Below are 24,572 nucleotides of genomic sequence, written 5' to 3' on the forward strand. Positions count from 1 at the left end.
CTCAGCCCCGTCGCCTACGAGCAGCGCCAATCAGCTACCCTGACACTCGCCGCATAACCACACAAACCCGTGTCCACCATCCGGGGTGAAGCCCCGAGGCGACGCTGAAGCGGCATTGCGGATGAAGTCGGCGCGCGTTCTCGATCATGCGGGGAGAGAGGTCTACCCCGGATACGTCGAGTCCGCGTTCGGCGAGGTAGCCGGTCACCGTGCCGGGGCCGCAACCGACGTCGAGGACGGGCCCGAGCTCGCCCACGGTGTCGGCGAAGGCGTCGATCGACGCCTTGAGCCAGGGATGGCGACGGATGTCACCCATGCCCGTCGTCACCACCATGTGGGCGTAGTTGTCAGCCACCTGGTCATAGGACTGACGAACGACGTCGAGATCGGCTGGGCGGTCAATATGGTGTGCGCGCATCAGCCAACAATAGGACGGTGGCGTTGTGTAATCCGGGGGCTTGGGTATGACGGTCATCCTGCCCGACGAGTCTCGGCACGGGCACGGCAGACTGCGGCACCGGTGATCCACTTCTCCCGATCGGCCTGCCTGCCATGCCTGTTGCCCTCGCCCGTCCGATCGTCCTGACCAACGCCGAACGTGAGCGGTTGAAGAAAGCGGCCTACGGTCACAAAACCGCGTATCAGGCCCGGCAGCGGGCCGCGATCGTGTTGCAGGCGGCCCGCGGGCGCCCCAATGCGCACATTGCCCGCGAGACGGGCCTGCACCTGGACACCGTGCGGACCTGGCGCAACCGCTTCGCAGACGGCCGGCTGCCAGCCCTGGCCGACCGCAGGCGCTCGGGGCGCCCGGCCCGTTCTACCGCCGTGCAGATCGCCGAGGCCAAGGCCCTGGCCTGCCAGCTCCCGGCCGAGACCGGGGTCCCGTTGTCGCGCTGGTCGTGCCCGGAGCTGGCCGCCGAGCTGACCGCGCGCCAGATCACCGACAGCATCTCCGCGTCCACGGTGCGCCGCTGGTTGCGCCAGGACGCACTCAAGCCCTGGCAGTACCGGTCCTGGATCTTCATCCGCGACCCGGACTTCCGCGCCAAGGCCCAGCGGGTCCTGGACCTGTACGCCCGCACCTTCGAAGGAGAACCCCTCGGCGCGGACGAGTACGTCGTCTCCAGCGATGAGAAGACCTCGATCCAGGCCCGCTGCCGCTGCCATCCCACCCTGGCCCCGGGCCAGGCCAGGGCGATGCGCGTCAACCACACCTACGGACGCGGCGGCGCCCTGGCCTACCTGGCCGCCTACGACGTCCACCAAGCCCGAGTGCTCGGCCGCTGCGAACCGCGCACTGGCATCGACGCGTTCATGAGCCTGGTCGCCCAGGTCATGACACAGGAACCCTACGCCAGCGCCAGGCGTGTCTTCTGGGTCGTCGACAACGGCTCCTCCCACCGCGGCAAGAAGGCCGCCGAACGGCTGGCGGTGGCGTTCCCGAACGCCGTCATGGTCCACACCCCCGTGCACGCCTCCTGGTTGAACCAGGTGGAGATCTACTTTTCCGTGGTGCAGCGCAAGGTCGTCTCACCCAACGACTTCACCGACCTGACCCAGGTCGGGGACCGGCTCCGAGCATTCGAAGACCGCTACAACGCCACGGCACAGCCGTTCCATTGGAGGTTCACCACCTCCGACCTGGACGATCTGCTGGCCCGACTCGACCGGCACACACCCACCGGCCGACACCAAGAATCCTCCGTCGCCCTGGCCGCCTGATCAACCCCCGAAGGTCTTCCGGAACGGACCACTTAGGTTCCCGCGGCGCTCCGGAAGCCGGACTGAGTGGCTCACGGAGACGGCCGTGGCGACCGTCTACTATCGCCGTTTCGTGGCCGTCACTGAGACGGAGCGCCGTCTCGACGCCATCGAGCGCGAAGCACTCAGCGCGCTCCCGGAGAGCAACCGGCCCCACCTCTTGGTGGCCCTGGCCCCGGAAGTCCCCGGCGACATGCCGATTACCCAGGGGTCCTACGAGCGCTACCGGGACGAGCTGAGGAGGTGGCACAGTCTCATGGCGCTCAAGGGGATGCGTTTCTACGATGTGCGGATCGGTGCGCGCCGGATCGCTGCGGCGAACCCTGGGGGTGCCTCGGTGCGGTGCGAGTTGCACCGGGACGGATCCGGGGCCTTCGTCGTGCGCCTCCAGGACGAGCCCGTCGCCGCCAACGGCGATCCGTACCACTCGGTCGAACCGAGCGACCTGATGCTCGGCCTGCTCTCCGGACTTCAGCTCCTCGGCAGCCATGCGCGTGACCGCGCTGCGGCCCTCGGCACGTTGATCATCCGGACTTCGCTCATGGACTCCCCACACGCCCATCCACGGGGACCTTCGAAGCCGGCTATGACGCCCTTCCCACCGGTCCGCCTTGAGTGGGTTGACCGGACTGGCTTCCGGAACAACCTCAGCTCGCAGGAGTGCTCCTACGCGCACGCCGAGGCCGCGGCCCTCCTGGACGATCTCGCCGACGAAGGAGCGGGACTGGTGCAGACAGCAGCACTGCTCGCGGACGAGCTCGTTCAAGCGTTCGGACTGGCGGAGGTCGGCCCGGTCAGCGTGCAAGGGGAGATCCGCGAAACCTCATGGTCCTCCCGCTACCGCGAGGCGGTCGTCGACTGGGCCGAGCAACACGACGTTCCGGTGGTTCGTCCCTGAGTAGCCCGGGGCGAACGCGATGCCGTCCTGGGCGAGGGCTACATCCGCGCGCTGCCCGTCCGCGCCCGCATCGACCCCGCCACGCCGCTCCGTAGGTCCGCGCAACGCGCAACGCGACAGGCAGGCCAGGCCGGCGCCCTCCAGCCGGAACGCGAGCACCCCCGGCCGAGTGCATCGGTAGGGGCCCTCGCGCTGCGCTACGCGGCCGGGGACGGTGGCAGCACCATGGCGTCGTACAGCGGGGACTCCGGCGCGTGGCGGATTTGACCGATGACCTGGTAGCCCCAGCGTGGGTAGGCGCTGCGGGCGGGTTCGTTGTCGGTGATGCACGTCAGCGCGGTCCACGGCTCGTGGCGGCCGGTGACCATTGCGTCGTGGAGCCGACGGCCGATGCCCTGGTTGGTGTGGTCGGGCAGCACCATGATTTCGCGGAGCCAGAACACCTGCCCGGCCGGCGCGGCGGCGCTGGCGGCCGGCGGGCGCCGGTCGCCCAGGCTGGTCCACCACTCGCGTTCGGCGGGCAGCGTGACGCCGTGGACGTAGCCGGCGATGGCGTCGTGGTCCAGGTGCGCGGTGACCACCTCGAAGCCTTCCATGTCGAACGCGGCGTGCAGGCGGCTGGCGTAGGTGTCCACGGAGAAGAACGGGTCACCGGTGTACGGCGGCACGTCGTACACCGTGGCGTAGACGCGGATCAGCTCTTCGGTGATCTCCTTGGCCTGCGCGGGGGTGTGGCGCTGGATGGTGAGGCTGGGTGTGGTCACGGTGGTGCGGTTCCCTTCGGCGTGGGTCAGGCGATGTGCTGGCTCAGCATCTGGACGGCCTCGCGGGCTGCCGGGTTGCGCGGGTAGGCGGTCAGGTGGTCGCGGACGGCGGTGAGCTGGCGCTTGGTGCGGGTGGAGGTCATGCCGCTGTCGATCAGCCGCATGGACTCGCGGGCTGCGTCGATCGTGCGGTCCAGGTCGCGGTCCTGGGCGGCGGCGTGGGACAGCCGTGTCAGGCACATCCCCCGGTTGCGGGAGTGCTCGATGTCCTGCAGCGCCGCTGAGCGGTCCAGAAGCCGTACGGCCTGCCGGTACTGCCCGAGGTCGGAGCGGCACATGCCCTCCAGGCACGTCAGCTCGGCCTCGTTGAGGAAGAACGTCCAGTCCGGGTCGGTGTCGGTGGTGCCCAGCTCGAATGCCTTCCATGCCTTCTTGATGGACAGGGAGGCGTTCAGCTCGTCTGCGCCGCGCGCGTAGCCCTGCGCGGCGCGGATGGACAGCAGTGCGGTCACGCGCGGCGGGGCGCCCCACTGGCAGGTGCGGGCTTGTGCGGTGCGGGCGAACCGGACGGCTTCCCTGCCCTTGCCCAGATCCACTGCCTGCCGGGCCATGTTGGACAGTGTCCTGGTGGCCAGGGCGTCATCGCCGGTCATCGTGGCGGCGTTCAGCGCCTCGGAGAAGTAGACCCGGGCCTCGGTCTGGCGCTCGGCGTCGTAGCAGAACCAGCCCAGGCTGGTGGTGAGCTGGCCGGCTATGGCGTGCAGTTCCTGGCCGATGGGCTCGCTGTAGGAGGCGGAGTCGATCAGGTGGTGCACCCACATCAGGTGGGAGCGCGCGGAGCGCCACAGGCGGTCGCCGCCCCAGCGCTGGTCGATGGCGTCCAGGTCGGCGGCGGTGGCCTGGAGGTTGTCGATCTCCTCCCGGCCGATCCGTATGCCGTCGGGCGCGGCGGCAGCGCGGGACATCCAGGGCAGGCCCACCAGGGCGGCCCCGGCGGCGAGGGCGTCGCGGCGTTTCACAGGCTGGATGATCTCCACGCCAACACCCATGTTGTCAAACAGGGTTGTGCTCGGCGGGGTGAACCCCAGCTGTTCCGCGCCGCGCCCGAAGGCCGCGCGGATCGCCGTGGCGTACTCCGGGCGTGGCCAGCCCGGCGCGTCCGACTCCCAGCGCCGGTAGGTCCGCACGCTGACATCGAACCTCGGATCTCGTAAGGCGTCCTGACCGGCCACGCTGACGCCTTCGGCGGCGGTCTCCTGGGAGTACCAGCCGCGGGCAAGACGTGCTCGGTACAGCAACGCGTTCGCGGGGGCGCTCACTGCGCCACCTGTCGAATCGTCATGTTCACCAACGTAGGGGCGTACGCGCACCGGTGGTACCGGAGCGGCCCATCTGCGTTCTGAAGAGGTCCCCCGGCCGCTCAGTGGCCGCTGGGTGGCCGCTTCACGACCTGGGACGGACCCGTCACCGAGAGTGAACTGGACACGTCGCCCTTCAAGGGACGCACACCAACCCACGCCACCACGGAGTCGACGTGATTCCACTGCTCATGCACGAAGACCCACTTGCGGACACCGACACGGCCCTTCCCGCTGCCGCGGCGGTCCTGCCCGGCGACCTGCCCGCCGGCTGGCCGCTGGCTCTGTCCCGCTGGTCCGCCCGCCCGCTGGCCGCCGGACAGGACTGGGACGCCGTCCGCATCGCAGGCGGCCTCGCGCCGCTGGTCTACAGCCTGATGCGGCAGCAGACCTGCGGCGACCCGGGCCCCGTGGTCATCGACGCGCAGATGGACGCGCACTACTGGCTGATCCGCACCGGCTTCACCGCCCGCTGGGACTTCCCCGGGGTGACGCTGCTGACCAACGGTACGTGGGTGGTGTTGCCGCCCACCGTCCGGCAGGTCTACCGCGTGCACTGGCTGTCCTGCCCCGACGCCGCCGGCCATCTGGCTCACGCACCGCTGCTCCACGCCACCGTCACCGGCGCGGTGGCCTCCTGATGGGCCGCCACCAGACCTGTGACCGGGACCACTTAGGCACCGCACTGACCGGACTCTGGCTCGCGGCCCAAGCCGCCGCCCTACTGCTCCTGGGCATGCAGGTCCCGTACGCCGTCGAGCACGCCGCCCCCGTGGCCGCCGCGCCGGACCTGCCGCAACCGGGCACCTGACCCCGCCCCGGAGCCCGGAGGCGGAGGCCGCCGCGGAACGCGCATCGCGACAGGCAGGCCACTGCCGACCGCCAGTGCGGGCGGGCCGCCGCACCTCAACCGACCGAACGAGAGGACACCATGGCCACCGCTGTCAAGCCGAGCAAGGTCGGCTTCCTGGAGCTGGAGATCACGCAGAACTGCCAGCTGACGTGCCAGTCCCACTGCTACGCCGGGGCCGGGCCGACGGCCGGTCACGGCACCATGAGCGACGACGACTGGCGCTCGGTCATCCGCGACGCCGCCGCGTCCGGCATCACCCGCGTGCAGTTCATCGGGGGCGAGCCGACGCGCCGCCCCGGATGGGACGCGCTGGTGCGCTACGCCCTGTCCTGCGGCCTGTCCGTGCAGGTCTACAGCAACCTGTATGCCATCCGGATGGAGTGGTGGGACCTGTTCGAGCACCCCCGCGTGAGTCTCGCCACCAGCTACTACAGCGATCAGGCCAAGGACCACGACCGGGTGACCGGCCGCAGGGGCAGCCACGCCCGGACCCGCGCCAACATCACCGAGGCCGTCCGGCGCGGCATCCCGCTCAAGGCCGGGATCGTGGACATCCTGGACGGCCAGCGCGTCGTCCAGGCCCGCGCGGACCTGCTGGCACTCGGCGTCACCGACGTGCACACCGACCGCGTCCGGGCGGTGGGCAACGCCGCCCGCACACTGCCATCGGTCACCGAGCTGTGCGGCAGGTGCGCGGACGGCCGCGCGGCGGTCATGCCGGACGGCCGCGTCACCCCCTGCGTGCTCGGCCGGTTCCTGCCCGCGGGGTCGGTCAAGGACGTTGGCGGCCTGCCCGGCGTGCTGACCGGCGCGCGATGGGGTGAGATCGCCGCGTCCATACCGCGCAGGGGGCGGGCGTGCGTACCGGACTCCTGCACGCCCCGTGAAGACTCCTGCTCGCCGTCGCCCGGCGTGGCAGCCTGTACCCCGGCCGACAGCAACGACTGCGACCCGGCCAGCACCCCCGCCTGCGACCCTGCCTACGAGTAAGCCGAGGAGACTCCCTGTGCCGTTCGAGCCCTACGCGGCCCGGCTGTCGGCCGCCTGCGTCCACCCGGCATCGCGGTGGGCGCAGGCGCTCGCAGCCGTCCCGCGCCACGTGTTCGTACCCCGCTGGTGGCAGCCGTCCACCAAGGGCTGGACCTGTGTTGACGGACCGTCCGACCCCGAGCCGTGGATGACCGCCGCCTACGCCGACCGCACCCTGGTGACCCGCGTCGGCCCACTGCACGCCGACCACGCCAAGCAGGGCCAGCACGCCGCCGGGCTGCCCACCTCGTCCGCGACGCTGCCCGGCCTGGTCGTGCAGATGCTCCGCCACGCCATGATCCCCGACGGCGCGGATGTTCTGTGCATCGTCGGGTCCGGCTACACCCCGGCGGTCCTGACCCGCCGCCTGGGCGCGGACCACGTGACCGGCGCGGACCTGGACCCCTACCTGGTGGACGCCGCCGCCCAGCGCCTGGACAGCATCGGGCTGCGCCCACGCCTGGAGGTCTGCGACATCACCGGCCCGCTGCCGGGCACGTTCGACCGGATCGTGTCCACCGTCAGCGTGCACGGCGTCCCCGCGTCGTGGCTGGCCGCGCTGCGCACCGGCGGGCGGCTGGTCACCACGCTGGCCGACACGGCGCTGGTCGTGACGGCCGACAAGGCCGACGACGGCAGCGCGGCCGGGCACGTCACCGAGGACCGCGCCGGGTTCATGCCCACCCGCACCGGCGAGGACTACCCAGCACCGCTCATGGAGCGGGCCGCCGGGCGGGACGCGCTCGCCGGGGCCGACACCGTCACGCAGTCGCCGTTCCCGGTGATCAACGTCCGCGAGGCATGGGAGGTGTGGTCGATGTTCTCCCTGACCGTGCCCGGCGTTGAGCACCGCTACCGCGCCGGCGCCGACGGGACACGGTCGGCGCGGATGGTCCACCCCGACGGCTCGTGGGCGCGCGCCACCAGCCATGGCCTGACCGGACCCGCCACCGTCGAACAGGGCGGACCGCGCCGCCTGTGGGACGAACTGGACCGCATTCGCCGCCGCTGGCTGGCCGAGGGCAGCCTGCCGGTCTACGGCGCGCGGGTGGAGATCACGCCCGATGGCCACACGCACCTGTCACGCGGCGCCTGGTCCGCCACGGTCAACCGACCTACAGGAGGGAAGCACCACCGCGCCAGCAGCCTGACCACGCGCACTACTCCGCGATAGCGCCGCCATGGCCTCTCGCCCGCTCCGCCACACGGGGGCATCCCGGTCCGGGACGCCCCCGCCTTCGCTTCCTGTTGCTGGGGCTGATGAGGATCTCGAATTTCGCCGATCCTCATCAATGGGAGGCGCACGGCCCGGCCCGGCGGGTGCGGAGACGTCGGCTTCATCGCGCCGCTCCGCACCCACCGCGGCGGTCACCTCTGTTTCGCACCCGCCAGTGAGAGAGCCGCAATGCCCCGGCGAATCCCCTCGGTCACCGCATCAGGGGCGCACGTTCGTGGTGTACTGCGGCCAGCCACTGCTGGAAGCCGAGTCCAGGAAGGCCCAGTCGAACGTGCCTGCGGAATTCCGCAGCCCGTAGCCTGACGCGGGCTCCGGCATGATGTGCCATGTGCCCTTGTAGGCGGACTTGCTGAACGTGATCCGTACGTCAATGTGGGCCCACCTGCCGGGCGCTACCGCCAGGAGGGTCGGCTCCTTCTGCAGCCCGAGTGCGAAGTATCCATGGTGATCGGTGTAGGTGGACGCCTGCCAGCGGTGCGTCAGCGGGTTCAGCCAACTCACGGAGACGCCACGGATCGGCGTCGCCCGGTTCCATAGGTCCAGCCCGAAGTCCTGGGCGACGAGCGTGTCCTTGGACCGCTCCATGTACCAGGTCCGGATGTAGACCGTGCTCCCCGCACGCACGGTGCGGGGCACCCACTGGGTGTTGGTGTAGAACGTGCCGATCCGCTTCGGGTTCCCGCTGACGCCACGGGGGTTCGTCACCGCCGATGCGGTGCCCACCGCTCCGGGAAGCAGAGCCAGAATGCCTGCTGCGGCCGCGAGGACAGTGGTACGGCGTAGTGAAGTGCGCAAGGTGCCCCCATGATGTCGATCTCCAGGGCACGCATCCTACGCAGAGTCCGACCGGCGCGTTCCAGGGACTGAGGCGGCAATTCTTCGGCTGGGCTCGAAGACGCGGTCGTGGCTGGTCCAGCCGTTGACCGCACAGCGGGCATCACGCAGATGCCCGGCCAGAACGTCGGCGCGCGGCCACGGCCTCGGCGAGCGGCAGGGACCACCGTCCTGAAGCGGCACCGACGTGACTGGCTGTCCATCAACGTGGTCGAGGCGTGGCGACGACCACTACCTGGTGGTCGTCCTCGTAGATGACTCTTCCGGGGTCCGGTGAGCGTGTCTCCACGCACTCGATGCCGTGTGCGGTGAGGATCTGCCGGTAGCCGTCGACGCGCTCGATGAGGTGCTGTGCCGACACCTTGAACCAGGCCGTCGCGCCGGGGTTCAGCTCATGGTCGTAGACCGTCGGATCGATGTCGGCAGGATTGGTGAAGTTCGCGTCGAACCAGTCGTTGTTGGACCGCCTGAACTGTTCCTGCTCCGCGGTCAGCTGCCCGCGGTGCGCCAGGCCGTTGGTCAACGCGAACACGCCGGGAAAGATCCCCCGCCGGTTGCGCTCGACCCCGTGGAACCTGACATACACATGGCCTCCCCAGCCCCTTGGTCATCTGGACGGTCCCATGATGTGACGCCCGCAGCGCTTCGCTCAAGCGAATCCCCCAGGTCGACGTCGCCGTCCGCTCCGAGGCATCGGGGGTTCGCGAGGCCGTTGCCCGTACCCCGGCGCCTGCCGCAGCCTCAGGATCCCCACCTGCTGCTCGGGCCGGATGCGCAGCGGCGCGCAGGGGCAGGCGGGCTACGGGATCGGCGCCACGGCGCGGCCGGCAGGGCGACCACCACCGGCACGCCCTCGAACTGGGGGCAGTCCCCTCCCCTGGCCTGGCCGAGTACACGGCGGGCTTGCCGCCACCGGGCACCACCGCCGACAGACTGGCCTCGCCCTCAATATCGAGACCGGCGGCGACCGCGGGAGTGGCGGGAGCTGCGGCACCGGCGGGAGCGGCAAGATCGGCGGGGGCGGGCTTACGGATGTCCAGGTCGAACGAGACGCTCAACTGCGCTTAAGTGCGCACTACTGTAGAGTTCTGTACATGGACACCTACCCCATCACTGAAGCCCGCAACAAGCTCGGGGCCCTTGCCCGGCAGGTCAGCGCCGAGCAGAAGCACGTCGCGCTCACCGACCGGGGCCAGACCATGGCCGTCCTCATCAGCCCGGCCGAGCTGGAGGAGCTCGAGTACCACCGGGTCACCGCGCAGTACCTGGCGCGCAAGGAACGCGGCGAGACCGGCCCCGGGATCGCCCATGACGAAGCCCGTCGCCGGATCTTCGGGGACGCCTCGTGACCTACAGCGTCACCTGGGAGCCCTCCGCCCTGGCCGTCGCGGAGAAGCACGCCGCCGACGACCGCGAGGGCATCCAGCAGGTCTTCCAAGCCGTCGACCTCCTGGCCGCCAACCCCCGCCCCGCCGACGCCTTCACCGTCGGCGCCAGCGGCATCTACCGCATCCAGGTCGGCTTCTACCGCGTCCAGTACGAGATCCACGAACAAACAGTCACCATCACCGTCTTCCACCTCGGCCGAGCCTAGGACCCGCACAGCACCCGCCCGGCCCCCGGGCGCACCCAGCGCCGGGGCCGACGCACGGACAGGGCCGGGCACCCGAGCCGGCAGGGCATCCGTACGACGACACCGACAGCCCACAGGAGGCTGCGGAAGCCACGGCGGCCCTGTCACAGCAGGTCCGCACGAGGATGCTCAGCACATTCCCACCGGCGTCCACAGACCGCCACAGATAATTCAGCTCGCTGTTGATCTTGATCAAAGCCTCGCCCAGCCGCCACTCGGCAAGAGTGGGCTTATCCGGACCAGCGCGCACGGTTCGCCGCGCTTCACCACACCGGGCAGGCCCGCCGGGGGGACGCGGGCCGCTGCTCCCGAAGCGGGGCGAGCGGGGCTTCGGCGTGGTCGGGCGGCTGGCCCAGTACGGTGTGCCGTTTCCGCCACTGCTCACCCAAGTGCTCGCGGTGGGAGCGGCAGGCGCGGCCAAAGGCTGCCCTACTGCAGGAACACCAGCCGCTCCGCGAGTTCCTGAGCGAGTCCGTCGGGCAGGTGGGCGTAGACGTCCATCTCCTCGAGAAACGCGAAGCCACCGTGTTCGTCGCGCGCTTGGACGACGCGTTCCGCCAGCTCAGGGGTGAGCCCCGGCGGAGCCGCGAGGGTCGCGACCGGCACATGGTTGACGTCCACCAGACCGCCGTCATCGAACTGTCGCGGCAGATCCGGTCGGCCGATCCGCAACTCCCGCGCGAGTGCGGGATCATGTTCAAGGACGTCCCGTGCTTCGAGTCGGCGCTGGCGACGCTTGAGGGCCTCCCCGATCGTCGGATCCACGTCACCGGGACGCGACGCTGACCGGCTTCGGGCACGAGCCCATCGCGCGCCGGGCAGTGGCCTGGGGCGGCCGCGGTGGCCGGGAGCGACGAGCCTACGACGAACCGAGAGGGTCACACCGAGCCCGCCGCCCATCAGCACCAGCACGATCAGGCCACCGGCCGGGCCGCTCCCGTTGAGGGTGAACACGATGACCGTGACTGTCAGTGCCACCACAGCGCTGACCGCAAGCCACAGTGAGCGGAGCCGGTAGGCGGCCCACCCCACCACGAACATCGTTCCCATGCCGAGCGTCAGCAGCGGTACCAGTGCCCATAGGACACTGACCCTGGGACTCATCCTTCCGGCCCGCCGATCGGCACCACTCTTTCCCGTGGTCCTCTGGGGATGAGCCGCCGGCATCCCGCCGTACGGATCCGGGTATGGGGTCGCCGGGGTCGACTGCGTCGGGTACCGAGCGAACCTGTCCCGGTCGTCCCGGGCTCCCGTCTCCGGCCTCTCCGGCTCCTGTGAAGGCACCACCTGGGTGGGATCGTGCTGCGCCCCGGCGGTCGGCTGAGCGCCGGTTGCTACCTCCTGCAGCATCCGCATTGCCTCGTCCGCGCCCGGTCGTTCGTCCGGGTCTTTGCGCAGCAGTGCTTCGATTACCGGGGCCAGTTTGCCCGCGTGGCGCGGTTCCGGGAGTGGCTCGGCGATTACGGCCTGCAGGGTGCTCAGGGTGGACGTGCGGTGGAATGGCGCTTGGCCCTCGACTGCCGCGTACAAGGTGGCTCCCAGTGACCACAGGTCGGACTCAGGTCCGGGCCGGTGGCCGGTGGCGCGTTCCGGGGCGAGGTAGTCGGGCGAACCGACGATGTCGCCGGTGTGGGTGAGAGCGGTGGAGCCCTCGATGGTGGCGATGCCGAAGTCCGTCAGCACCACGCGGCCTGCGCGCTCCAGCAGGACGTTGGCCGGTTTGACGTCCCGGTGGAGCACGCCGAGGTGGCGGGCCTGCTCCAGCGCGGCCAGCACCTGCGCGCCGACCCTGGCGGCGTCTCGGGGCAGCAGTGTGCCCTCGGTGGTGATGATCTCGGCCAGTGAACGTCCGTCGACCAGTTCCATGACGATCCACGGCCGGCCGTCCTGCTCCAGCACGTCGTAGATGGTGACTACCCCCGTGTGTTTGATGCGGCCGGCAGCGCGGGCCTCCTGCTTCATCCGGGCGTGCACAGTGGCGAGTTCGTCAGGCGGCAGGCCGCTGACTGCCAGCTCCTTCACCGCGACCTCGCGGTCGAGCATCCGGTCCTCGGCCCGCCAGACGGTGCCCATCCCGCCACGGCCTATGCGCTCCACAAGCCGGTACCGACCGGCGAGCAACTGCCCCCCAGCGGCAGCGCCTTCAACGGGCGTCGATTCCGCACCAGGATCACCATCGCGAGCCGAACCATCCTGCTCACTCACCACGGTCCCCCGATCCTGCGCCACACGGCGCGGCGCCGTCGCACAGGACCGCAGGCCGACACCGACGCCATCGGTTGCGCGCTGTTCCTCACCACGGGACTCACCAGCCCTGAAGGACGTTGCCACCGCTGTGCCTGGCAGGACCTGGACCCACCCGTGCCGAGACAGGCGCCGAGCCGGACCCCTTTCAGTCTCACGGTGCTCTCCGCGGCATGCCACCCAGACGGCGCGCTGCCGGCCGAGGTTGGCAACGCGCGCGACGTTCGGGCAGAACACCGCTGCGCGCGCGGCCGCACGGGTGACCAGCCCTGTCTTCGCCCGGCAGCAGGGCCGACGCGTCAACGGATTTTGTCGAGCCAGGAATGGAAGTGACTGTTGAAGGGTTCTGCACCCGTGCGCAGTGCGGCCTGGAGAAAGTCGGCTGACGCGGCCGCACGCGCGATGACGTCAGGCGGGTAGGAGTAGCGGACCTGGTGGTCGGCGAATTCGTCCTGGTCGTCGACGAAGATGTCGCCCCCTTCACGCACGCGGCAGACATCGAGGTCCAGGTCGACCATGGTGACCTCACCGGGGTTCGGCCACCGGGACGGGGTGGTGACGTCGCAGTAGGCATCCAGCCGCTGGGGGGCGTCCAGGAACAATGCCGTCCACCACGTCTTGTGGGGGATGAGCTTGACCCGGGCCTCTTTCGATTCGTACACGGGCCCCTGGTCGCCCTTGCTGTGAACGGTGCCGGCCGGCATGCCGAGCCAGACGCCGTGGTCGTCCTCACCGAGCCGGAGCATGGTGCAGCGCCAGTGCAGGCTCCCGTCGTACTTGCGGGCGCGGAACAGAACCTCAGCGGCATCCACGCTCAGGACGTTACCGCGACGACCGAACCCCGCAGCCAGGAGAGGCCAGCTCCCAATCCTCACAGCGGCAGAACGTACGCTGCCCGGCCGCGGCAGGCTGCTGCGCGTCGGGCCCCTGGCCGAGCGCGCCGGTGAGCAGCTCCACGGTCCAGTGGGGCGAGCGGGCCGTGCTGACAGGCCGTCCTTCGATAGCCTGACCCGCGTGGAGTTTGCCGATGGTTACGGGTTCCCTGATGCTCTGTGCGCTGTGGCCACCGTCGCGCTGGACCGTGACGGAGTCGCCCTCGAGTTCTATACGGACTTCCCGCCCCGCGAAGTGACCTCCGGCTGGTTCCGGAGGTGGGCCGGCAACAGCGAGGAGTCCGGCGACGCGTTCGGGATCATCGGGCAGGAGACCATCCGGCGGCTGATCAAGCGCGGCGAGCCGGTCACCTTCCAGGCCGTCCAGCGCGAGGCCGGCGTCTCCCACGCCTTCCTCTACAACCACCCCGACCTACGCGGACGCATCGAACGCCTGCGGGCTCAGACCCGTCCGATCCCCGCACCGGCCCCTCCGGTCGACGAAGGGAACACGCTCGTCCTCGCGTTGACCAGCCAGATCACCCGGCTGAAGAAGCAGCACAGAGACGAAGTGCAGGCTCTGCGGGACGCGCTGGAGCAGGCCCACGGCGAGAATCTCGACCTCCGACGCGAACTCGCCCGCCGCGGCGGCGACACCCCACCGTCACAGGCTCTCGTGATCAGGCGCGGCTGAAGTCAATACATCTCATCGAGGCGCTCGACCAACCGATGCAGCTCGCGGGCACTGCGCTCGGACATCGACAACATGACCGTCTCCAGAAGCTGCCTTGCCTCCCAGGGGGCCCCGCAGCACTCGAAGATCCCGCAGCCGTTGTCGGGATAATCCACCCATAGGCGACGATAGGGATTGCGAACGAATCCTCGCCACATCCGCAGCGCGGCAGCCACCTTGCCGGGCCGCAGATCGTCCCGCGTCCACTCAAGCCGGGCGATCACTGCCAGGGCATAGGGCGACAGCCCACGGATCACCGAGGTTCGTGGATGAGATCGGCACCGGAACCGAAGCTCGGCGCGGACCTTGCCAGGCCGCCTACGCGGCACGGCCCTTTCTGGTTGAAGTCACACGGCGATTCTTCCATGCCGAGCAGTCCAGACTCCACCCCAAGCCTTCCGACCACGACGAACGATCCATCAATCGAAGGAGCATCCTGAACTGGGAAGTCAGCCACCAGCACAAACAGAACCGTTGATAACCTCCGGAACCGGGAAGAGCCACTTCACCGAAGCCCTGGGACAGGCCGCGGTCGAGGCCGGGATGACAGTGGCCTGGTTCACCATCGAGGACCTCGGCGCCCTGGTCCGCCGCCACCGCGCCGACGACTCCATCGCCCGAGCCCTGGCCCGGATCATCCGCTCCGATTTGATCATCGTTGATCTATGCCGAGACCGCGACTATGCCAAGGCCGTGTGCGTTGTTCCGCTCCTTCGTGGGGTTTCGGCCCTTCGGGGCTCTGCATAGTTTCCGTGCCGGGCAGCCTCGTGAGCGTGGGGGCAGGGTGCTCCGGCGAGGGGGTGACGATGCCGTTCGGAAGTACGCGTCGGAAGGCAGGTGCTCTGGCACCGCAGGTCGAGGGCTATCGGGCATGGCTGGCGGAGCGCGGGTACACGACCCAGACCGCCAGGAACATGCTCAAGGATCTGGGGCAGGTCGGCCTGTGGCTCTCGGAGCAGGGCCTCGATGCCACTGATCTGGACGAGGGGCGGCTGAAGCAGCACCTTTCCGACCTGCAGGAGGCGGGTCGTCGCCGGGTGGCCGGGCCGCGCGGGATGGTCCCGCTGCTGACGTTCCTGCGTGAAGCCGGGGTGGTGCCCGCGCCGCAGGTGACACCGTCGCCGGCGGAGGTTCTGCTGGAGCGGTATCGGTGCTGGATGGAGGTTGAGCGTGGCCTGTCGGCGTCGACGATGCTGCGCTATGGGAACACCGCCCGGCGCTTCCTGGCCGAACAGGCGATGACCGACGGGAAGTTCGTGCCGGAGGGTCTGACCGGGGCGGATCTGAACGCGTTCCTGCTGCGGGAGTGCGCCAGGGTCTCGGCGGGGTCGGCGAAGGGACGGGTGGCCGAGCTGCGCTCTCTGTTGCGGTTCCTTCACCTGCACGGCGTCATCGCGATGAAGCTCGGCGGCGCGGTGCCTCCGGTGGGCGGTTGGCGCTTCGCTGCCGTGCCGCCGACGATGGCGACCGAGGTTCAGTGGTTGTTGGACCATACTCCGCGCGAGGGAACAGTCGGCGTCCGCGACTACGCGATCCTTATGCTGGTGGCCAGGCTCGGGCTGCGCTCGATCGAGGTGGCCCGGCTGCTGCTGGACGACGTGGACTGGCGCTGCGGCGAGATCGTCGTCCGCGGCAAGGGACGCCGTGAGGACCGGCTCCCACTCCCGGCCGATGTCGGTGAGGCCCTGGTCGCATACTTGTCCGATCCCAGGCCCTGCCTGGATGCCCGGCACATGTTCCTGACCTGCAAGGCCCCGCATGGTCCGATCCGGGCGGACCTGGTCGGCGACGTGGTGGAACGAGCCTGCCGAAGGGCCGGGCTGCCCAAGGTCGGGCCGCACCGGCTGCGTCATGCCCTGGCTGCCGACATGCTCCGCCACGGCGCCGGGCTCACGGCGATCGGGCAGGTGCTGCGGCATCAGGACCTGGCCACGACCGCGCTCTACGCGAAGGTCGACTTCGTCGCACTGCGCGCGGTCGCACAGCCCTGGCCCGGGACGGAGGCGGCATGACCGATCTTCGCCAAGCCCTCGATGACTACCTGCGGCTTCGCCGTTCGCTGGGGCACCAGATGGCCGAAGCGGCGTATCTGCTGCCGGACTTCGTGGCCTTCATGGACAATCGCGGCGAACAGACCGTGACCGTCACTGCCGCGCTGGACTGGATGAAGACCCGTGAGCCCGAGGTGGTCACGACGGTCAGCCCTCGTCGGATCACCGTCGTTCGCGGGTTCGCCCGCTATCTGAGCGGGACCGACCCGGCGACCGAGGTGCCGCCACTGGGGCTGGTGCCCTACAACCGGCGCCGGGGTCAGATCTTCCTCTACTCCGACGCCGACATCGCAGCGATCATGGCTGCGGCCAAAGACACGATCCCTCAGCCGTTGCGGGCGGCGACGTATCACACGCTGATCGGGCTGCTGGCCGCGTCCGGCCTGCGCATCGGCGAGGCCATCAAACTGGACCGCGACGACATCGACTGGACCCAGGGAGTGCTGCACATCCGCGAGTCCAAGTTCGGCAAGTCCCGACTGGTCCCGCTCCAGGACAGCGCCACCAACGCGCTGCGCGAGTACGACACCCTGCGCGAAAAGCTGATGCCCAGGCCCAAGGACCCCGCGCTGTTCATCTCCCTCACCGCCAAGCGACTGATCTACGCCTGCGTTCATCCGGTCTTCCGGGCCCTGGTCGACACTGCAGGCGTCGGCCTCGACGCCCCGCACAGGCCTCGATTGCACGAATTGCGGCATACCTTCGCGGTTCGCACCCTGCTGCACTGGTATCGCACCGAGGACAACGTCCAGGCGAGGATCCCGTCGCTGTCGACCTATATGGGACACCGCGAACCGGCCTGCACCTACTGGTATCTGTCGGCGGCCCCGGAACTGCTCGCTCTGGCCGCAGCCCGCCGCGACGGCGTCCGGAAGGCGGCCCGACCATGACCCTGATCGCACCCACCTTGCAGGCGTTCTTCACCGACCGGCTCGTCCGTCAGCGCCAGGTCAGCCCCCGCACCATCGCCGCCTACCGCGACGCGCTCCGCCTCCTGCTCGGCTTCGTCCAACAGCGAACCGGGACCGCTCCGGCGAAGCTGGACTGGAACGACCTGAACTCGGACGTGATCTCCGCGTTCCTCAACCACCTGGAGGACGAGCGCGGCAACAGCCCCCGAACCCGCAACGTCCGCCTGACCGCGATCCGGTCCCTGTTCTCCTACGCCGCCCTCCAGCACCCCGAACACGCCCTGCTCATCCAGCGCGTCCTGGACATCCCATCGAAGCGGTTCGACAAGAGGACCGTCACGTTCCTGACCGGCCAGGAGGTCGACGCACTACTGGCGGCACCGGATCAGAGACGATGGGAAGGAAGACGGGACAAGGCCATGCTGGCGCTGGCCGTCCAGACCGGCCTGCGTGTCTCCGAACTCACCAGCCTGAACTGCGACGACATCACACTGGGCGACGGTGCCGCCGTCCGCTGCGAGGGGAAGGGACGCAAACAGCGCGCTGTCCCGCTCGACCGCCCCGTCCAGAGACTGTTGCGATCCTGGCTGAACGAACGCGCCGGCCACGGCGGCGACCCCCTGTTCTGCACCCGCACCGGGCGCCGCCTCAGCCGAGACGCCGTCGCACAACGCCTGAGCACCCACGCGCGCACCGCCGCGCAAGCCCACCCGTCCCTGCTCGACAAGAGCATCCACCCGCACGTCCTGCAGCACAGCTGCGCGATGTCGTTGCTGCAGGCCGGAGTGGACACCACTGTCATCGCGCTCTGGCTCGGCCACGCCGGCGTCCGCTCCACCGACGCCTACGTCCACGCCGACATGACTATCAAGGAGAAGGCCCTGGCCCTCACCATGCCAGTGACCGCCACGCCGGGCCGGTACAGGCCCACCGACAAGGTGCTCGCGTTTCTCGACCAGCTGTGACACAACTGATCGAAGTCTAGGATCGTGGTATGGATCTTAAAGTTGAGGGCTGCACCTTGACACGAATCTCCTTCGATTATGCGCTGACTCTCCTCGTCGATCCGGACACGCAGTTCCGCCTTCAAGCGAACGTGAAGCTGAGTGATACCGACGGCACCTCAGTCACCTTTCATCCTGGGGGTGCTGATGTTCCCGCGGACAGACTTGTCAGGCTCCTGCACAAGGACATTGCCAAGGCGTGGTCATCCGACGACGGAGTCCTGACGATTCAGTTTGCTTGTGGGGCGAAGCTGATGGCGACTCCTGATCCGGACTACGAGGCCTGGGAGATCGTGGCAGACGATGGCCTTCGGGTCATTTGCATGCCGGGGGGCGAGCTCGCAATTTGGGATCCGCGGTAGTTGTCGGCCGCCGCGACTATGCCGAGCATCACGGCCCTCACGCCAACTGCAGCCCCGCTCAGGGTCCTCGTGCTCGGCATAGTCGCGGTCTCGGCATAGATCGACCTATGCGGATATCCGCATAGCTGGATGATATTGGCCTATTGCCGGTGAGCCCCGACGCCGCCGAGGGCTTCTACCGCCTGGTCGACGCCGCCTACGAACGCCGCGCGCTGGCGGTCAGCAGCAACCTCCACCCCTCCGGGTTCGACGAGATCATGCCGAAGACCCTGGCGGCCGTTATCTCGACTTCCAATGCTGAACTTGCCCTGTGATCAGCTACTTTGTGTCGTGGACACTGTCCTCAACTACGGCTCCGCAGTGTGAAGACGGGCCGCCCGGAGCTGACCGTGGGCGTGCGCGAGGGCCTCGCGGAGTTGGTGGTTCTCCGCGCGAAGCTGGCTGATCCGTTCATGCGCAAGGACGAGCCGCTGCCGCAGGGAGTCGTCACTGGCCCGGGTGACGGTGTCCCGTGCGGTATCCGAGCCGGTCCGAAGGCTTTGGAGCTGCTGGATCCGGTCGCGGAGCTCGGGCTGGCTGTAGATCCAGGACCGTGAGACGCCGGCCCGTCGCGCGACCAGTGCCATGGTCACCGGTTCGCCGCCGTCCGCCATCTCGGTGAGCGTCTGCCGCGCGCGGTCCAGGGTCAGCTGGTGGCGGCGCCGTGCGTGTTCGGCGAGGTGGTGCCTGTGATCAGCCGGCATGCGGGTCCTTCGTTCGTGAGCAGGAGCACAACGCTCCACCACTGCAACAGGCCGGCCTGTCCAGGCCGTCGATGATGGCGAGGAGATTCCTCTCGACCGTGCGGTTCATCTCCGCCAGCCGCTGCTGGCCGCCTGCATCGGCCTGGGCGATCAGGACCTGGGTCTGTTCCAGCTGGCGGTGGTGCTGGGGCAGGAACTCGGCAGTGGTGACGAAGACCGGGCAGGTCAAACACGCGTTGGCGAACTCGCACTTCTGCTGCAGCGGCAGCGTGCAGTAGCCGTTGGGCAGCGCCATCTTCGCCCTGGCGAGGTTGTTCTTCATCCAGACCGCGTCGGCCAACGGACTGGCATCGGTGGCCAGTTGCTCCCCGGCGATGTTGACCTTCCGCGCGCGTTCCCACTGCTCGCGGATGGTCGTGTCCGACAGACGGGCGTAATGCGATGTCATCGCGTGCGAATCGTGATCGAGCAGGCGCCGGACCGTCTCCTGCGGGACTTCGCTGTTGATCAGCCGGGTGCCGAAGGTGTGCCGCCACTGGTGCGGGGTGGCATGGACCGGCTGGCCGTGCTCGTCGCGAACATCGCAGATCCGCAGCCACTGCCGCAGCTGTCCGCGGAAGGTCGCGGTGCTGAAGGCGATCTTCCCCTCCGGATTGCGGGTCGGGCGGGGCAGCAGGAAGAGCGGCGCCTCGAACTCGGCGAGCACTGCCTGCTGCTGGGCCGCGATGGCCTGGGTGAGGTCGGTGTCGATGGGCACGAACGCCTCGCGGCGCATCTTGTGGTTGGTGTAGCGCAGGTAAGGAGCTCCCTGGCCGTCGCGGACGATGCAGTCCAGCACCAGCTTGCTGCCGTCCCCGACGCGCAGACCAGTGCCCATCAAGATCTGGGCCAGCAGGCGGCCGCAGGGGTCCGCGAATCGCGCGAGGTTGTCGGGAAGCTCCAGCTGGGACATCACCGCCTCCGTCAGGGCCCGCGGGGCCCCCTTGATCAAGCGGGGGTAGTCCTCAGGGAACAGGTCGACTTGGGGTGAGAGGCGTGGCTCCCAGCCGTGCTGGCGTGCCGCGCGAAGGAGCCCTGACAGGCTGCTGAGCTGGCCGGTTCTGCTCTTCGGGTTGGGGAACCGCTCGGCCAGGTGCGCCAGGTGGACCTCAATGATCTCGCGGGTCAGCGCCTCAGGTCCGCCGCGCAGGGAGGGGAAGGACCGGGCGAACAACGTGATCGCCCGAATGTCGGCGCCGACGGTGGCGACCGCGATGCCAGTGGACAACCGCCAGCGCGCCCAGCGTTTGGTCAACTCGCGCAGCCACGTCGCCTCGATCCCGGTGAACGCGAACCGGGCGTCACGGCCAGGGAAGCCCAGACGGCGCAGAAGCCAGACGTCGCGGAGGAACTCCGCGTCCCAGCCGACACGATCCTGAAGGTCTTGCAGGTAGCCGATCGCGTCCAGCAGGAAGCGGCGTTCGATGTGGCCGCGGTCGCTGGAGAAGCCGAGGTAGGCCGTCCAGGACTCGGAACTGCGCTCCAGCAGTGAGGTGACACCCGAGGCGGGCAGTGCCCGCAGCAGGCGCCGGATGGAATGGGGCCGGGTGATGGTGCGGCGCTCGTCGACCCGGCACTGGATCGCGTAGGCGACCTCCAGCCGCATCGGCTCCGCAAGCGCCCGAAGGTCGAACCGGTCCTGTCCGAAGGTCGCGCAGCCCAGCAGCCACGCGTCGATCGGCGGGCGGTCGGCGCGGATCCACCGGTTGCGGTGGTGGACGCACAGACCGGCCTCGCCCTCAGCCTCAAGCCCGCAGGCCGGGAAGCGGCAGTCGGCGCCGACCGGCAGTGCCGGGCCGCCGCCTTCGGCGATCCACTGCGGTAGATCGTTCCGGCCCTGCTGGTGCCATCGAGCGGCATGGGAATGGCAAAGGCCGTGCTCGCGGCGACTGCGACGGCACGTGGGAATCGCGCACTTCGCGGGCTGCTGCAGCCAGCGCCGGTTGGCCGGTGCGCTCGCGGCCCAGCTCCCGACGTCGGCAGGGCGATCGTCATCGATCCACCGCTGGTGGTGGGCCGAGCACTTCCCGAAGATCACCGCGAGGCGGTCGCAGACCGGAACCAGGCACCGGGGCCCGCCGATCACCGGGTCGTCGGGATCGACCAGGATCATTGGCTGTGCGAACTGAGGCCGCAGCCGGGTGGCCAGGTCGATGCCGAAGGCGTGACCGCGGGAGGGGACCGGTTGCAGCTGCCTCACGTCGACGTCCCCGTCGCCGCGTCGTCCAGGAACCCTGCCGCGGCGAGGGCGCGACGGGCATCCTCGATACCCAGGTGGGAGTACGTGTCAACGGTGGTGCTGATGCTCGCATGGCCGAGCAGGTGCTGCACGACTTCGGCGGCGACCCCGCGCCGCAGAAGTGCGGTGGCATAGCTGTGGCGGAACAGGTGCGGTGAGAACGCGATGCCGGTGCGGTCCCGAAGCCGGCGCACCAGCCGGTCGACGCTCGAGTAGCCCATCGGCGCCCCGACCGGGGAGCCCCAGAGGTTGACGAAGACGTAGTCGCAGTCCAGCGGACCGTACTCCTCGTGCAGGTAGTCGCTGTAGAGGCGGAACAGGCGCGTGTCGAGGGGGACTTCCCGCGACCAGGTCTTCGCCCGTGCCCGGTTCACGTTCACGCGCCGCCGGACGGCGACCAGCCTCCGTCGCGGGTCGAGATCTTCGTGCCGCAGCCCCAGGGCCTCGCCGATCCGCAGGCCGCTTCCCCGCAACAGGCTCAGCAGGAACTTGTCCCGGAGCCGGTCGCAGGCGTCGATCAGCGTCGTCATCTCCGCCGGACCCAACTCGCGGGGCGGACGGCGCTCGGCCCGAAGCGAGATCGCGCGGTGCCGTTCTGGCCGGGCCCCAAGATGCGCCAGGAACGGTTGCCACGACCCGCCCCGCCGCCCGGGCCGCCACCGGGTCAGCAAGTCTCCGAGCCCGACTCCGTGCCGGTGGTGGAACTCGTAGAACGAGGCCAATGCCGACAGCTTCCGGTTGACCGTGGCCGCGGCAAGGTTCGACTCGACCCACGGCAGTGCCGCCACCCGCCCGTCGCGGGCCCCCTCCGGCAGCCGCAGCCAGGTGACGAACCGGCCCAGATCCTCCAGCGCGACTGCGTCCCACCGCAGGCCGTGACGATCGAGGAACTCGAAGAAGTCACGCAGGTCGTGCCCGTAGGCGCGGACAGTGTTCGGGGAGCGCTCGATCGCCGTCAGATGCGCCAGAAACCGGTCCACCGGCTCCACGACCACCCCGTCCGCGAGAACCGTCGTCGACTCCGTGCCCGAAGGCATCACCAGCCGCTGGACTCGGAACACGGGCCGCGTCGCGGACACGGCAGGATAAGTAGTCCACAGCTGGGCTAACGACCGCATCCCCGATCCGTTACGGACGTCGTGGACTCTCCACCAGGACAGTTAGATAACGGCCGCGACGGTGGCGTCGCCGAAGGCGCCCGCCCAGTCGGCGATGCCGACGTTGGTCGTCAGGATCGTGCTCGACTTGAGATACCGCTGGTTGATCACCTGGAACAACGCGGATGCCCCGTCCTCGGGCAGCGGTAGGTAGCCCAGTTCGTCCATCTATGCGGATATCTGCATAGATCGACCTATGCCGAGACCGCGACCATGCCGAGCATGAGGCCCCTGAGCGGGGCTGCAGTTGGCGCTGAGGGCCGTGATACTCGACATAGTCGCGGCGGCCTCCACCCGTCCATGTGCGGGGAGATGCGTGTGCTCAGGTTCAGTGACCGTTGTCGCGCATCATTCGCGCCGAAGGTGCCCACCAAGCACCTTCGCCGCCGTTGACCAGTGAATCCTCATCCGCTGCTCTCGCCTCAGCGCTGTACTGAGCGTAGTTTTTGCGCGCATCGGTCAGGCTCTCCGATCCATTCGGGCCGCCCCATACCTCGTCGGCGTTCAGGTCATCCTGTCCGTCGTCCTCCCAACCGCACTCGGAGCAGATCTCCCACTCGCAACGGGCATCCAACGTCAGGAGTCTGCAACAGGGGCAGGCGTAAGGACCTCCACCGGGCGGGCATGCCTCGCGCAGTTCTCGGGGCGTCATCACACGGGGAGTGTCGCATAGCTGGACCTGAAGACTTCGATCAGGTGTCATAGCCGGTCGAGGAACGCGAGCACCTTGTCGGTGGGCCTGTATCGGCCCGGCTTGGCGGCCACTGGCGTCGTGAGGGCCAGGGCCTTCTCCTTGATCGTCATGTCGGCGTGGACGTAGGCGTCGGTGGAGCGGACGCCGGCGTGGCCGAGCCAGAGCGCGATGACGGTGGTGTCCACTCCGGCCTGCAACAGCGACATGGCGCAACTGTGCCTTGTGTCCGCAGAGGCTGTGTGCGGATCAGTCCGTGTTGGCTTTGAGCTGGCGAGACTCGGAGGCGGCGTTCGCCGTACTCGCTTCGGGTCGTGTGTCATTGCGGACGCATTGGTGTGACGCAGACCACACTTCTGAGTGGTGGCCTTGAACCGCTCCGATCATGCCTCCTCGATGCGCTCGACGAATCGCTGATGTTCCTTCAACTCGGTGGTCCGGGCGGCGCTGGTGAATACGATCTCCTTCGCTGGCCCAAGGGATCCTGGTCCTGCGCCGAGCAACTCGCGGGTGACGACGATGGAGTCGATGACGCTGGTCTCCTGATCGCGCAGAAAGCGTTGGACGGCCTCCATGCCCTCCTCCTGGTCGAGCATGGGACGGCTCTGCTCGACCAGAGGGGTAAGGCGGGCGGCTCGTTCAGGGGTGAGGCCGTGAATGTCGTCGAACATGCGATCTCTCCAGGAGGCGGCTGATTCAGAACTCTGGTGACCTGAGTGTCTTCGCCGATGTGGATCGGCGGTGCGCGTCAGCTTGCTCCGGCGTCCCGTTCCTTGGCTTCGAGTAGATGGTTGAGGCGTCGGATCTCGGCAATCAGCCGAGGGACGTCGTGGCGGGCGCTGACAATGAACCGGGCGTTCTCGTCCCAGCGTTCGTCTGCGACGTCGACGTAGCGCGGCTGCTGGATGAGCGTGGCGGCCACGATCTCGTGATGGTCGAAGGCCGGCCAGCGTTCGCCGAGCCCGGTGTCGGGAACGGTGCTGACCGCGACGAGGTTCATAGCGAAGTCGTCGTCGAGGTGACGGATGTGCCAGGGGCCGGGGGTCGCGGCCTCGGCGAGTTCCTCGATTTCGGCGAGTTCTTCGTCGGTCAGCGGTTCGGGTGTGTTCATCAGGTTCCTCGCGTTCGCCGGTCCCGACCATTCCACTGATCATCGCAT

The 24,572-nt window shown here is 69.0% G+C and carries 28 protein-coding genes and 3 pseudogenes; 14 read left to right on the forward strand and 17 right to left on the reverse strand.

Annotated elements, in window-relative coordinates:
• Positions 1-70: 70 nt before the first annotated feature.
• Positions 71-418 (reverse strand): annotated as a pseudogene (locus ABH925_RS34340) (methyltransferase domain-containing protein); the annotation flags it as partial.
• 134 nt (positions 419-552) lie between these two features.
• On the opposite strand from ABH925_RS34340, the gene ABH925_RS34345 reads away from it, so the two are divergent.
• Complete coding sequence (locus tag ABH925_RS34345; protein ID WP_370154768.1) at positions 553-1,722, forward strand: IS630 family transposase; 1,170 nt, start codon at positions 553-555, stop codon at positions 1,720-1,722.
• An 85-nt stretch (positions 1,723-1,807) separates the two neighbouring features.
• Entirely contained in the window at positions 1,808-2,659 is an 852-nt protein-coding gene (locus ABH925_RS34350) for a hypothetical protein (RefSeq protein WP_370154771.1), read from the forward strand.
• A gap of 197 nt (positions 2,660-2,856) precedes the next feature.
• Here ABH925_RS34350 and ABH925_RS34355 read toward each other — a convergent pair whose 3' ends face one another.
• Together ABH925_RS34355 and ABH925_RS34360 are read right to left on the reverse strand one after the other, a co-directional pair.
• A complete protein-coding gene (locus tag ABH925_RS34355) occupies positions 2,857-3,423 on the reverse strand; it encodes a GNAT family N-acetyltransferase (protein WP_370154774.1) in 567 nt (188 codons plus the stop codon).
• A 26-nt stretch (positions 3,424-3,449) separates the two neighbouring features.
• A complete protein-coding gene (locus ABH925_RS34360; RefSeq protein WP_370154777.1) occupies positions 3,450-4,742 on the reverse strand; it encodes a hypothetical protein in 1,293 nt (430 codons plus the stop codon).
• 230 nt (positions 4,743-4,972) lie between these two features.
• Between ABH925_RS34360 and ABH925_RS34365 the strand changes: the two genes are divergently transcribed.
• The 3 genes from ABH925_RS34365 to ABH925_RS34375 all read left to right on the forward strand — a co-directional run bounded on the left by ABH925_RS34365 (position 4,973) and on the right by ABH925_RS34375 (position 7,837).
• The gene (locus tag ABH925_RS34365) at positions 4,973-5,422 is read left to right on the forward strand and encodes a hypothetical protein (RefSeq protein ID WP_370154780.1); all 450 of its coding nucleotides are present in this window, start codon (positions 4,973-4,975) and stop codon (positions 5,420-5,422) included.
• 290 nt (positions 5,423-5,712) lie between these two features.
• Positions 5,713-6,624, forward strand: coding sequence for a radical SAM protein (locus ABH925_RS34370; protein ID WP_370154782.1), 912 nt, complete (start codon positions 5,713-5,715; stop codon positions 6,622-6,624).
• A gap of 16 nt (positions 6,625-6,640) precedes the next feature.
• A complete protein-coding gene (locus ABH925_RS34375) occupies positions 6,641-7,837 on the forward strand; it encodes a methyltransferase domain-containing protein (protein WP_370154785.1) in 1,197 nt (398 codons plus the stop codon).
• 261 nt (positions 7,838-8,098) lie between these two features.
• Here ABH925_RS34375 and ABH925_RS34380 read toward each other — a convergent pair whose 3' ends face one another.
• The gene (locus ABH925_RS34380; protein WP_370154788.1) at positions 8,099-8,605 is read right to left on the reverse strand and encodes a hypothetical protein; all 507 of its coding nucleotides are present in this window, start codon (positions 8,603-8,605) and stop codon (positions 8,099-8,101) included.
• Positions 8,606-8,936: 331 nt separating this feature from the next.
• On the reverse strand, positions 8,937-9,266 hold the full coding sequence (locus ABH925_RS34385; protein WP_370154791.1) for a hypothetical protein: 330 nt from the start codon (positions 9,264-9,266) through the stop codon (positions 8,937-8,939).
• Positions 9,267-9,828: 562 nt separating this feature from the next.
• On the opposite strand from ABH925_RS34385, the gene ABH925_RS34390 reads away from it, so the two are divergent.
• Both ABH925_RS34390 and ABH925_RS34395 read left to right on the forward strand, forming a co-directional pair.
• A complete protein-coding gene (locus ABH925_RS34390; RefSeq protein ID WP_370154793.1) occupies positions 9,829-10,083 on the forward strand; it encodes a type II toxin-antitoxin system Phd/YefM family antitoxin in 255 nt (84 codons plus the stop codon).
• Positions 10,080-10,328, forward strand: a complete 249-nt coding sequence (locus ABH925_RS34395) for a type II toxin-antitoxin system RelE/ParE family toxin (RefSeq protein ID WP_370154796.1) — start codon at positions 10,080-10,082, stop codon at positions 10,326-10,328. Before ABH925_RS34390 ends, ABH925_RS34395 begins: the two co-directional genes overlap by 4 nt.
• Here the strand turns inward: ABH925_RS34395 and ABH925_RS34400 are convergent.
• From ABH925_RS34400 to ABH925_RS34410, 3 genes are all read right to left on the reverse strand, one after another.
• Positions 10,300-10,752 carry a DDE-type integrase/transposase/recombinase gene (locus ABH925_RS34400; RefSeq protein ID WP_370154798.1) on the reverse strand — a complete coding sequence of 151 codons (453 nt, stop codon included), beginning with the start codon at positions 10,750-10,752 and terminating at the stop codon, positions 10,300-10,302. The genes ABH925_RS34395 and ABH925_RS34400 overlap by 29 nt on opposite strands.
• Before the next feature lie 44 nt (positions 10,753-10,796).
• On the reverse strand, positions 10,797-12,698 hold the full coding sequence (locus tag ABH925_RS34405) for a protein kinase (protein ID WP_370154801.1): 1,902 nt from the start codon (positions 12,696-12,698) through the stop codon (positions 10,797-10,799).
• Between the two features lie 212 nt (positions 12,699-12,910).
• Positions 12,911-13,423: a DUF402 domain-containing protein gene (locus ABH925_RS34410; protein ID WP_370154805.1), complete on the reverse strand. Its 513-nt coding sequence runs from the start codon at positions 13,421-13,423 to the stop codon at positions 12,911-12,913.
• A 202-nt stretch (positions 13,424-13,625) separates the two neighbouring features.
• Here ABH925_RS34410 and ABH925_RS34415 point away from each other — a divergent pair, with 202 nt between their 5' ends.
• The gene (locus ABH925_RS34415) at positions 13,626-14,177 is read left to right on the forward strand and encodes a DUF6262 family protein (protein WP_370154808.1); all 552 of its coding nucleotides are present in this window, start codon (positions 13,626-13,628) and stop codon (positions 14,175-14,177) included.
• A 2-nt stretch (positions 14,178-14,179) separates the two neighbouring features.
• On the opposite strand, the gene ABH925_RS34420 is transcribed toward ABH925_RS34415, so the two are convergent.
• Positions 14,180-14,473: a hypothetical protein gene (locus tag ABH925_RS34420; protein WP_370154811.1), complete on the reverse strand. Its 294-nt coding sequence runs from the start codon at positions 14,471-14,473 to the stop codon at positions 14,180-14,182.
• 226 nt (positions 14,474-14,699) lie between these two features.
• On the opposite strand from ABH925_RS34420, the pseudogene ABH925_RS34425 reads away from it, so the two are divergent.
• The 6 genes and pseudogenes from ABH925_RS34425 to ABH925_RS34450 all read left to right on the forward strand — a co-directional run.
• Positions 14,700-14,879: pseudogene (locus ABH925_RS34425) on the forward strand (ATP-binding protein); the annotation flags it as partial.
• A gap of 251 nt (positions 14,880-15,130) precedes the next feature.
• Positions 15,131-16,228 (forward strand): tyrosine-type recombinase/integrase, encoded by a 1,098-nt coding sequence (locus ABH925_RS34430; RefSeq protein ID WP_370154814.1) that lies wholly within the window; start codon positions 15,131-15,133, stop codon positions 16,226-16,228.
• Positions 16,225-17,157, forward strand: a complete 933-nt coding sequence (locus ABH925_RS34435) for a tyrosine-type recombinase/integrase (protein ID WP_370154817.1) — start codon at positions 16,225-16,227, stop codon at positions 17,155-17,157. The genes ABH925_RS34430 and ABH925_RS34435 overlap by 4 nt, the downstream gene beginning before the upstream one ends.
• Complete coding sequence (locus ABH925_RS34440) at positions 17,154-18,143, forward strand: tyrosine-type recombinase/integrase (protein ID WP_370154820.1); 990 nt, start codon at positions 17,154-17,156, stop codon at positions 18,141-18,143. Before ABH925_RS34435 ends, ABH925_RS34440 begins: the two co-directional genes overlap by 4 nt.
• 29 nt (positions 18,144-18,172) lie before the next feature.
• Positions 18,173-18,544, forward strand: coding sequence for a DUF6188 family protein (locus ABH925_RS34445; RefSeq protein WP_370154823.1), 372 nt, complete (start codon positions 18,173-18,175; stop codon positions 18,542-18,544).
• Positions 18,545-18,669: 125 nt separating this feature from the next.
• Positions 18,670-18,819 (forward strand): annotated as a pseudogene (locus ABH925_RS34450) (ATP-binding protein); the annotation flags it as partial.
• A 72-nt stretch (positions 18,820-18,891) separates the two neighbouring features.
• On the opposite strand, the gene ABH925_RS34455 reads toward ABH925_RS34450, so the two are convergent.
• From ABH925_RS34455 to ABH925_RS34490, 8 genes are all read right to left on the reverse strand, one after another.
• Complete coding sequence (locus ABH925_RS34455) at positions 18,892-19,287, reverse strand: DUF6262 family protein (protein WP_370154826.1); 396 nt, start codon at positions 19,285-19,287, stop codon at positions 18,892-18,894.
• Positions 19,277-21,526: a tyrosine-type recombinase/integrase gene (locus ABH925_RS34460; protein WP_370154829.1), complete on the reverse strand. Its 2,250-nt coding sequence runs from the start codon at positions 21,524-21,526 to the stop codon at positions 19,277-19,279. The genes ABH925_RS34455 and ABH925_RS34460 overlap by 11 nt, the downstream gene beginning before the upstream one ends.
• On the reverse strand, positions 21,523-22,554 hold the full coding sequence (locus ABH925_RS34465) for a site-specific integrase (protein WP_370154832.1): 1,032 nt from the start codon (positions 22,552-22,554) through the stop codon (positions 21,523-21,525). The genes ABH925_RS34460 and ABH925_RS34465 overlap by 4 nt, the downstream gene beginning before the upstream one ends.
• Before the next feature lie 171 nt (positions 22,555-22,725).
• Positions 22,726-22,890 (reverse strand): ATP-binding protein, encoded by a 165-nt coding sequence (locus tag ABH925_RS34470; RefSeq protein ID WP_370154835.1) that lies wholly within the window; start codon positions 22,888-22,890, stop codon positions 22,726-22,728.
• A 160-nt stretch (positions 22,891-23,050) separates the two neighbouring features.
• Positions 23,051-23,425 carry a CPCC family cysteine-rich protein gene (locus ABH925_RS34475; protein ID WP_370154838.1) on the reverse strand — a complete coding sequence of 125 codons (375 nt, stop codon included), beginning with the start codon at positions 23,423-23,425 and terminating at the stop codon, positions 23,051-23,053.
• On the reverse strand, positions 23,422-23,736 hold the full coding sequence (locus tag ABH925_RS34480; RefSeq protein WP_370154841.1) for a tyrosine-type recombinase/integrase: 315 nt from the start codon (positions 23,734-23,736) through the stop codon (positions 23,422-23,424). Before ABH925_RS34480 ends, ABH925_RS34475 begins: the two co-directional genes overlap by 4 nt.
• Before the next feature lie 60 nt (positions 23,737-23,796).
• Entirely contained in the window at positions 23,797-24,084 is a 288-nt protein-coding gene (locus ABH925_RS34485; RefSeq protein WP_370154843.1) for a hypothetical protein, read from the reverse strand.
• Between the two features lie 77 nt (positions 24,085-24,161).
• Positions 24,162-24,524, reverse strand: a complete 363-nt coding sequence (locus ABH925_RS34490) for a hypothetical protein (protein WP_370154846.1) — start codon at positions 24,522-24,524, stop codon at positions 24,162-24,164.
• Between the last annotated feature and the right edge of the window lie 48 nt (positions 24,525-24,572).

It is taken from the genome of Streptacidiphilus sp. EB129 (assembly GCF_041262645.1).
GTDB lineage: Bacteria > Actinomycetota > Actinomycetes > Streptomycetales > Streptomycetaceae > Streptacidiphilus.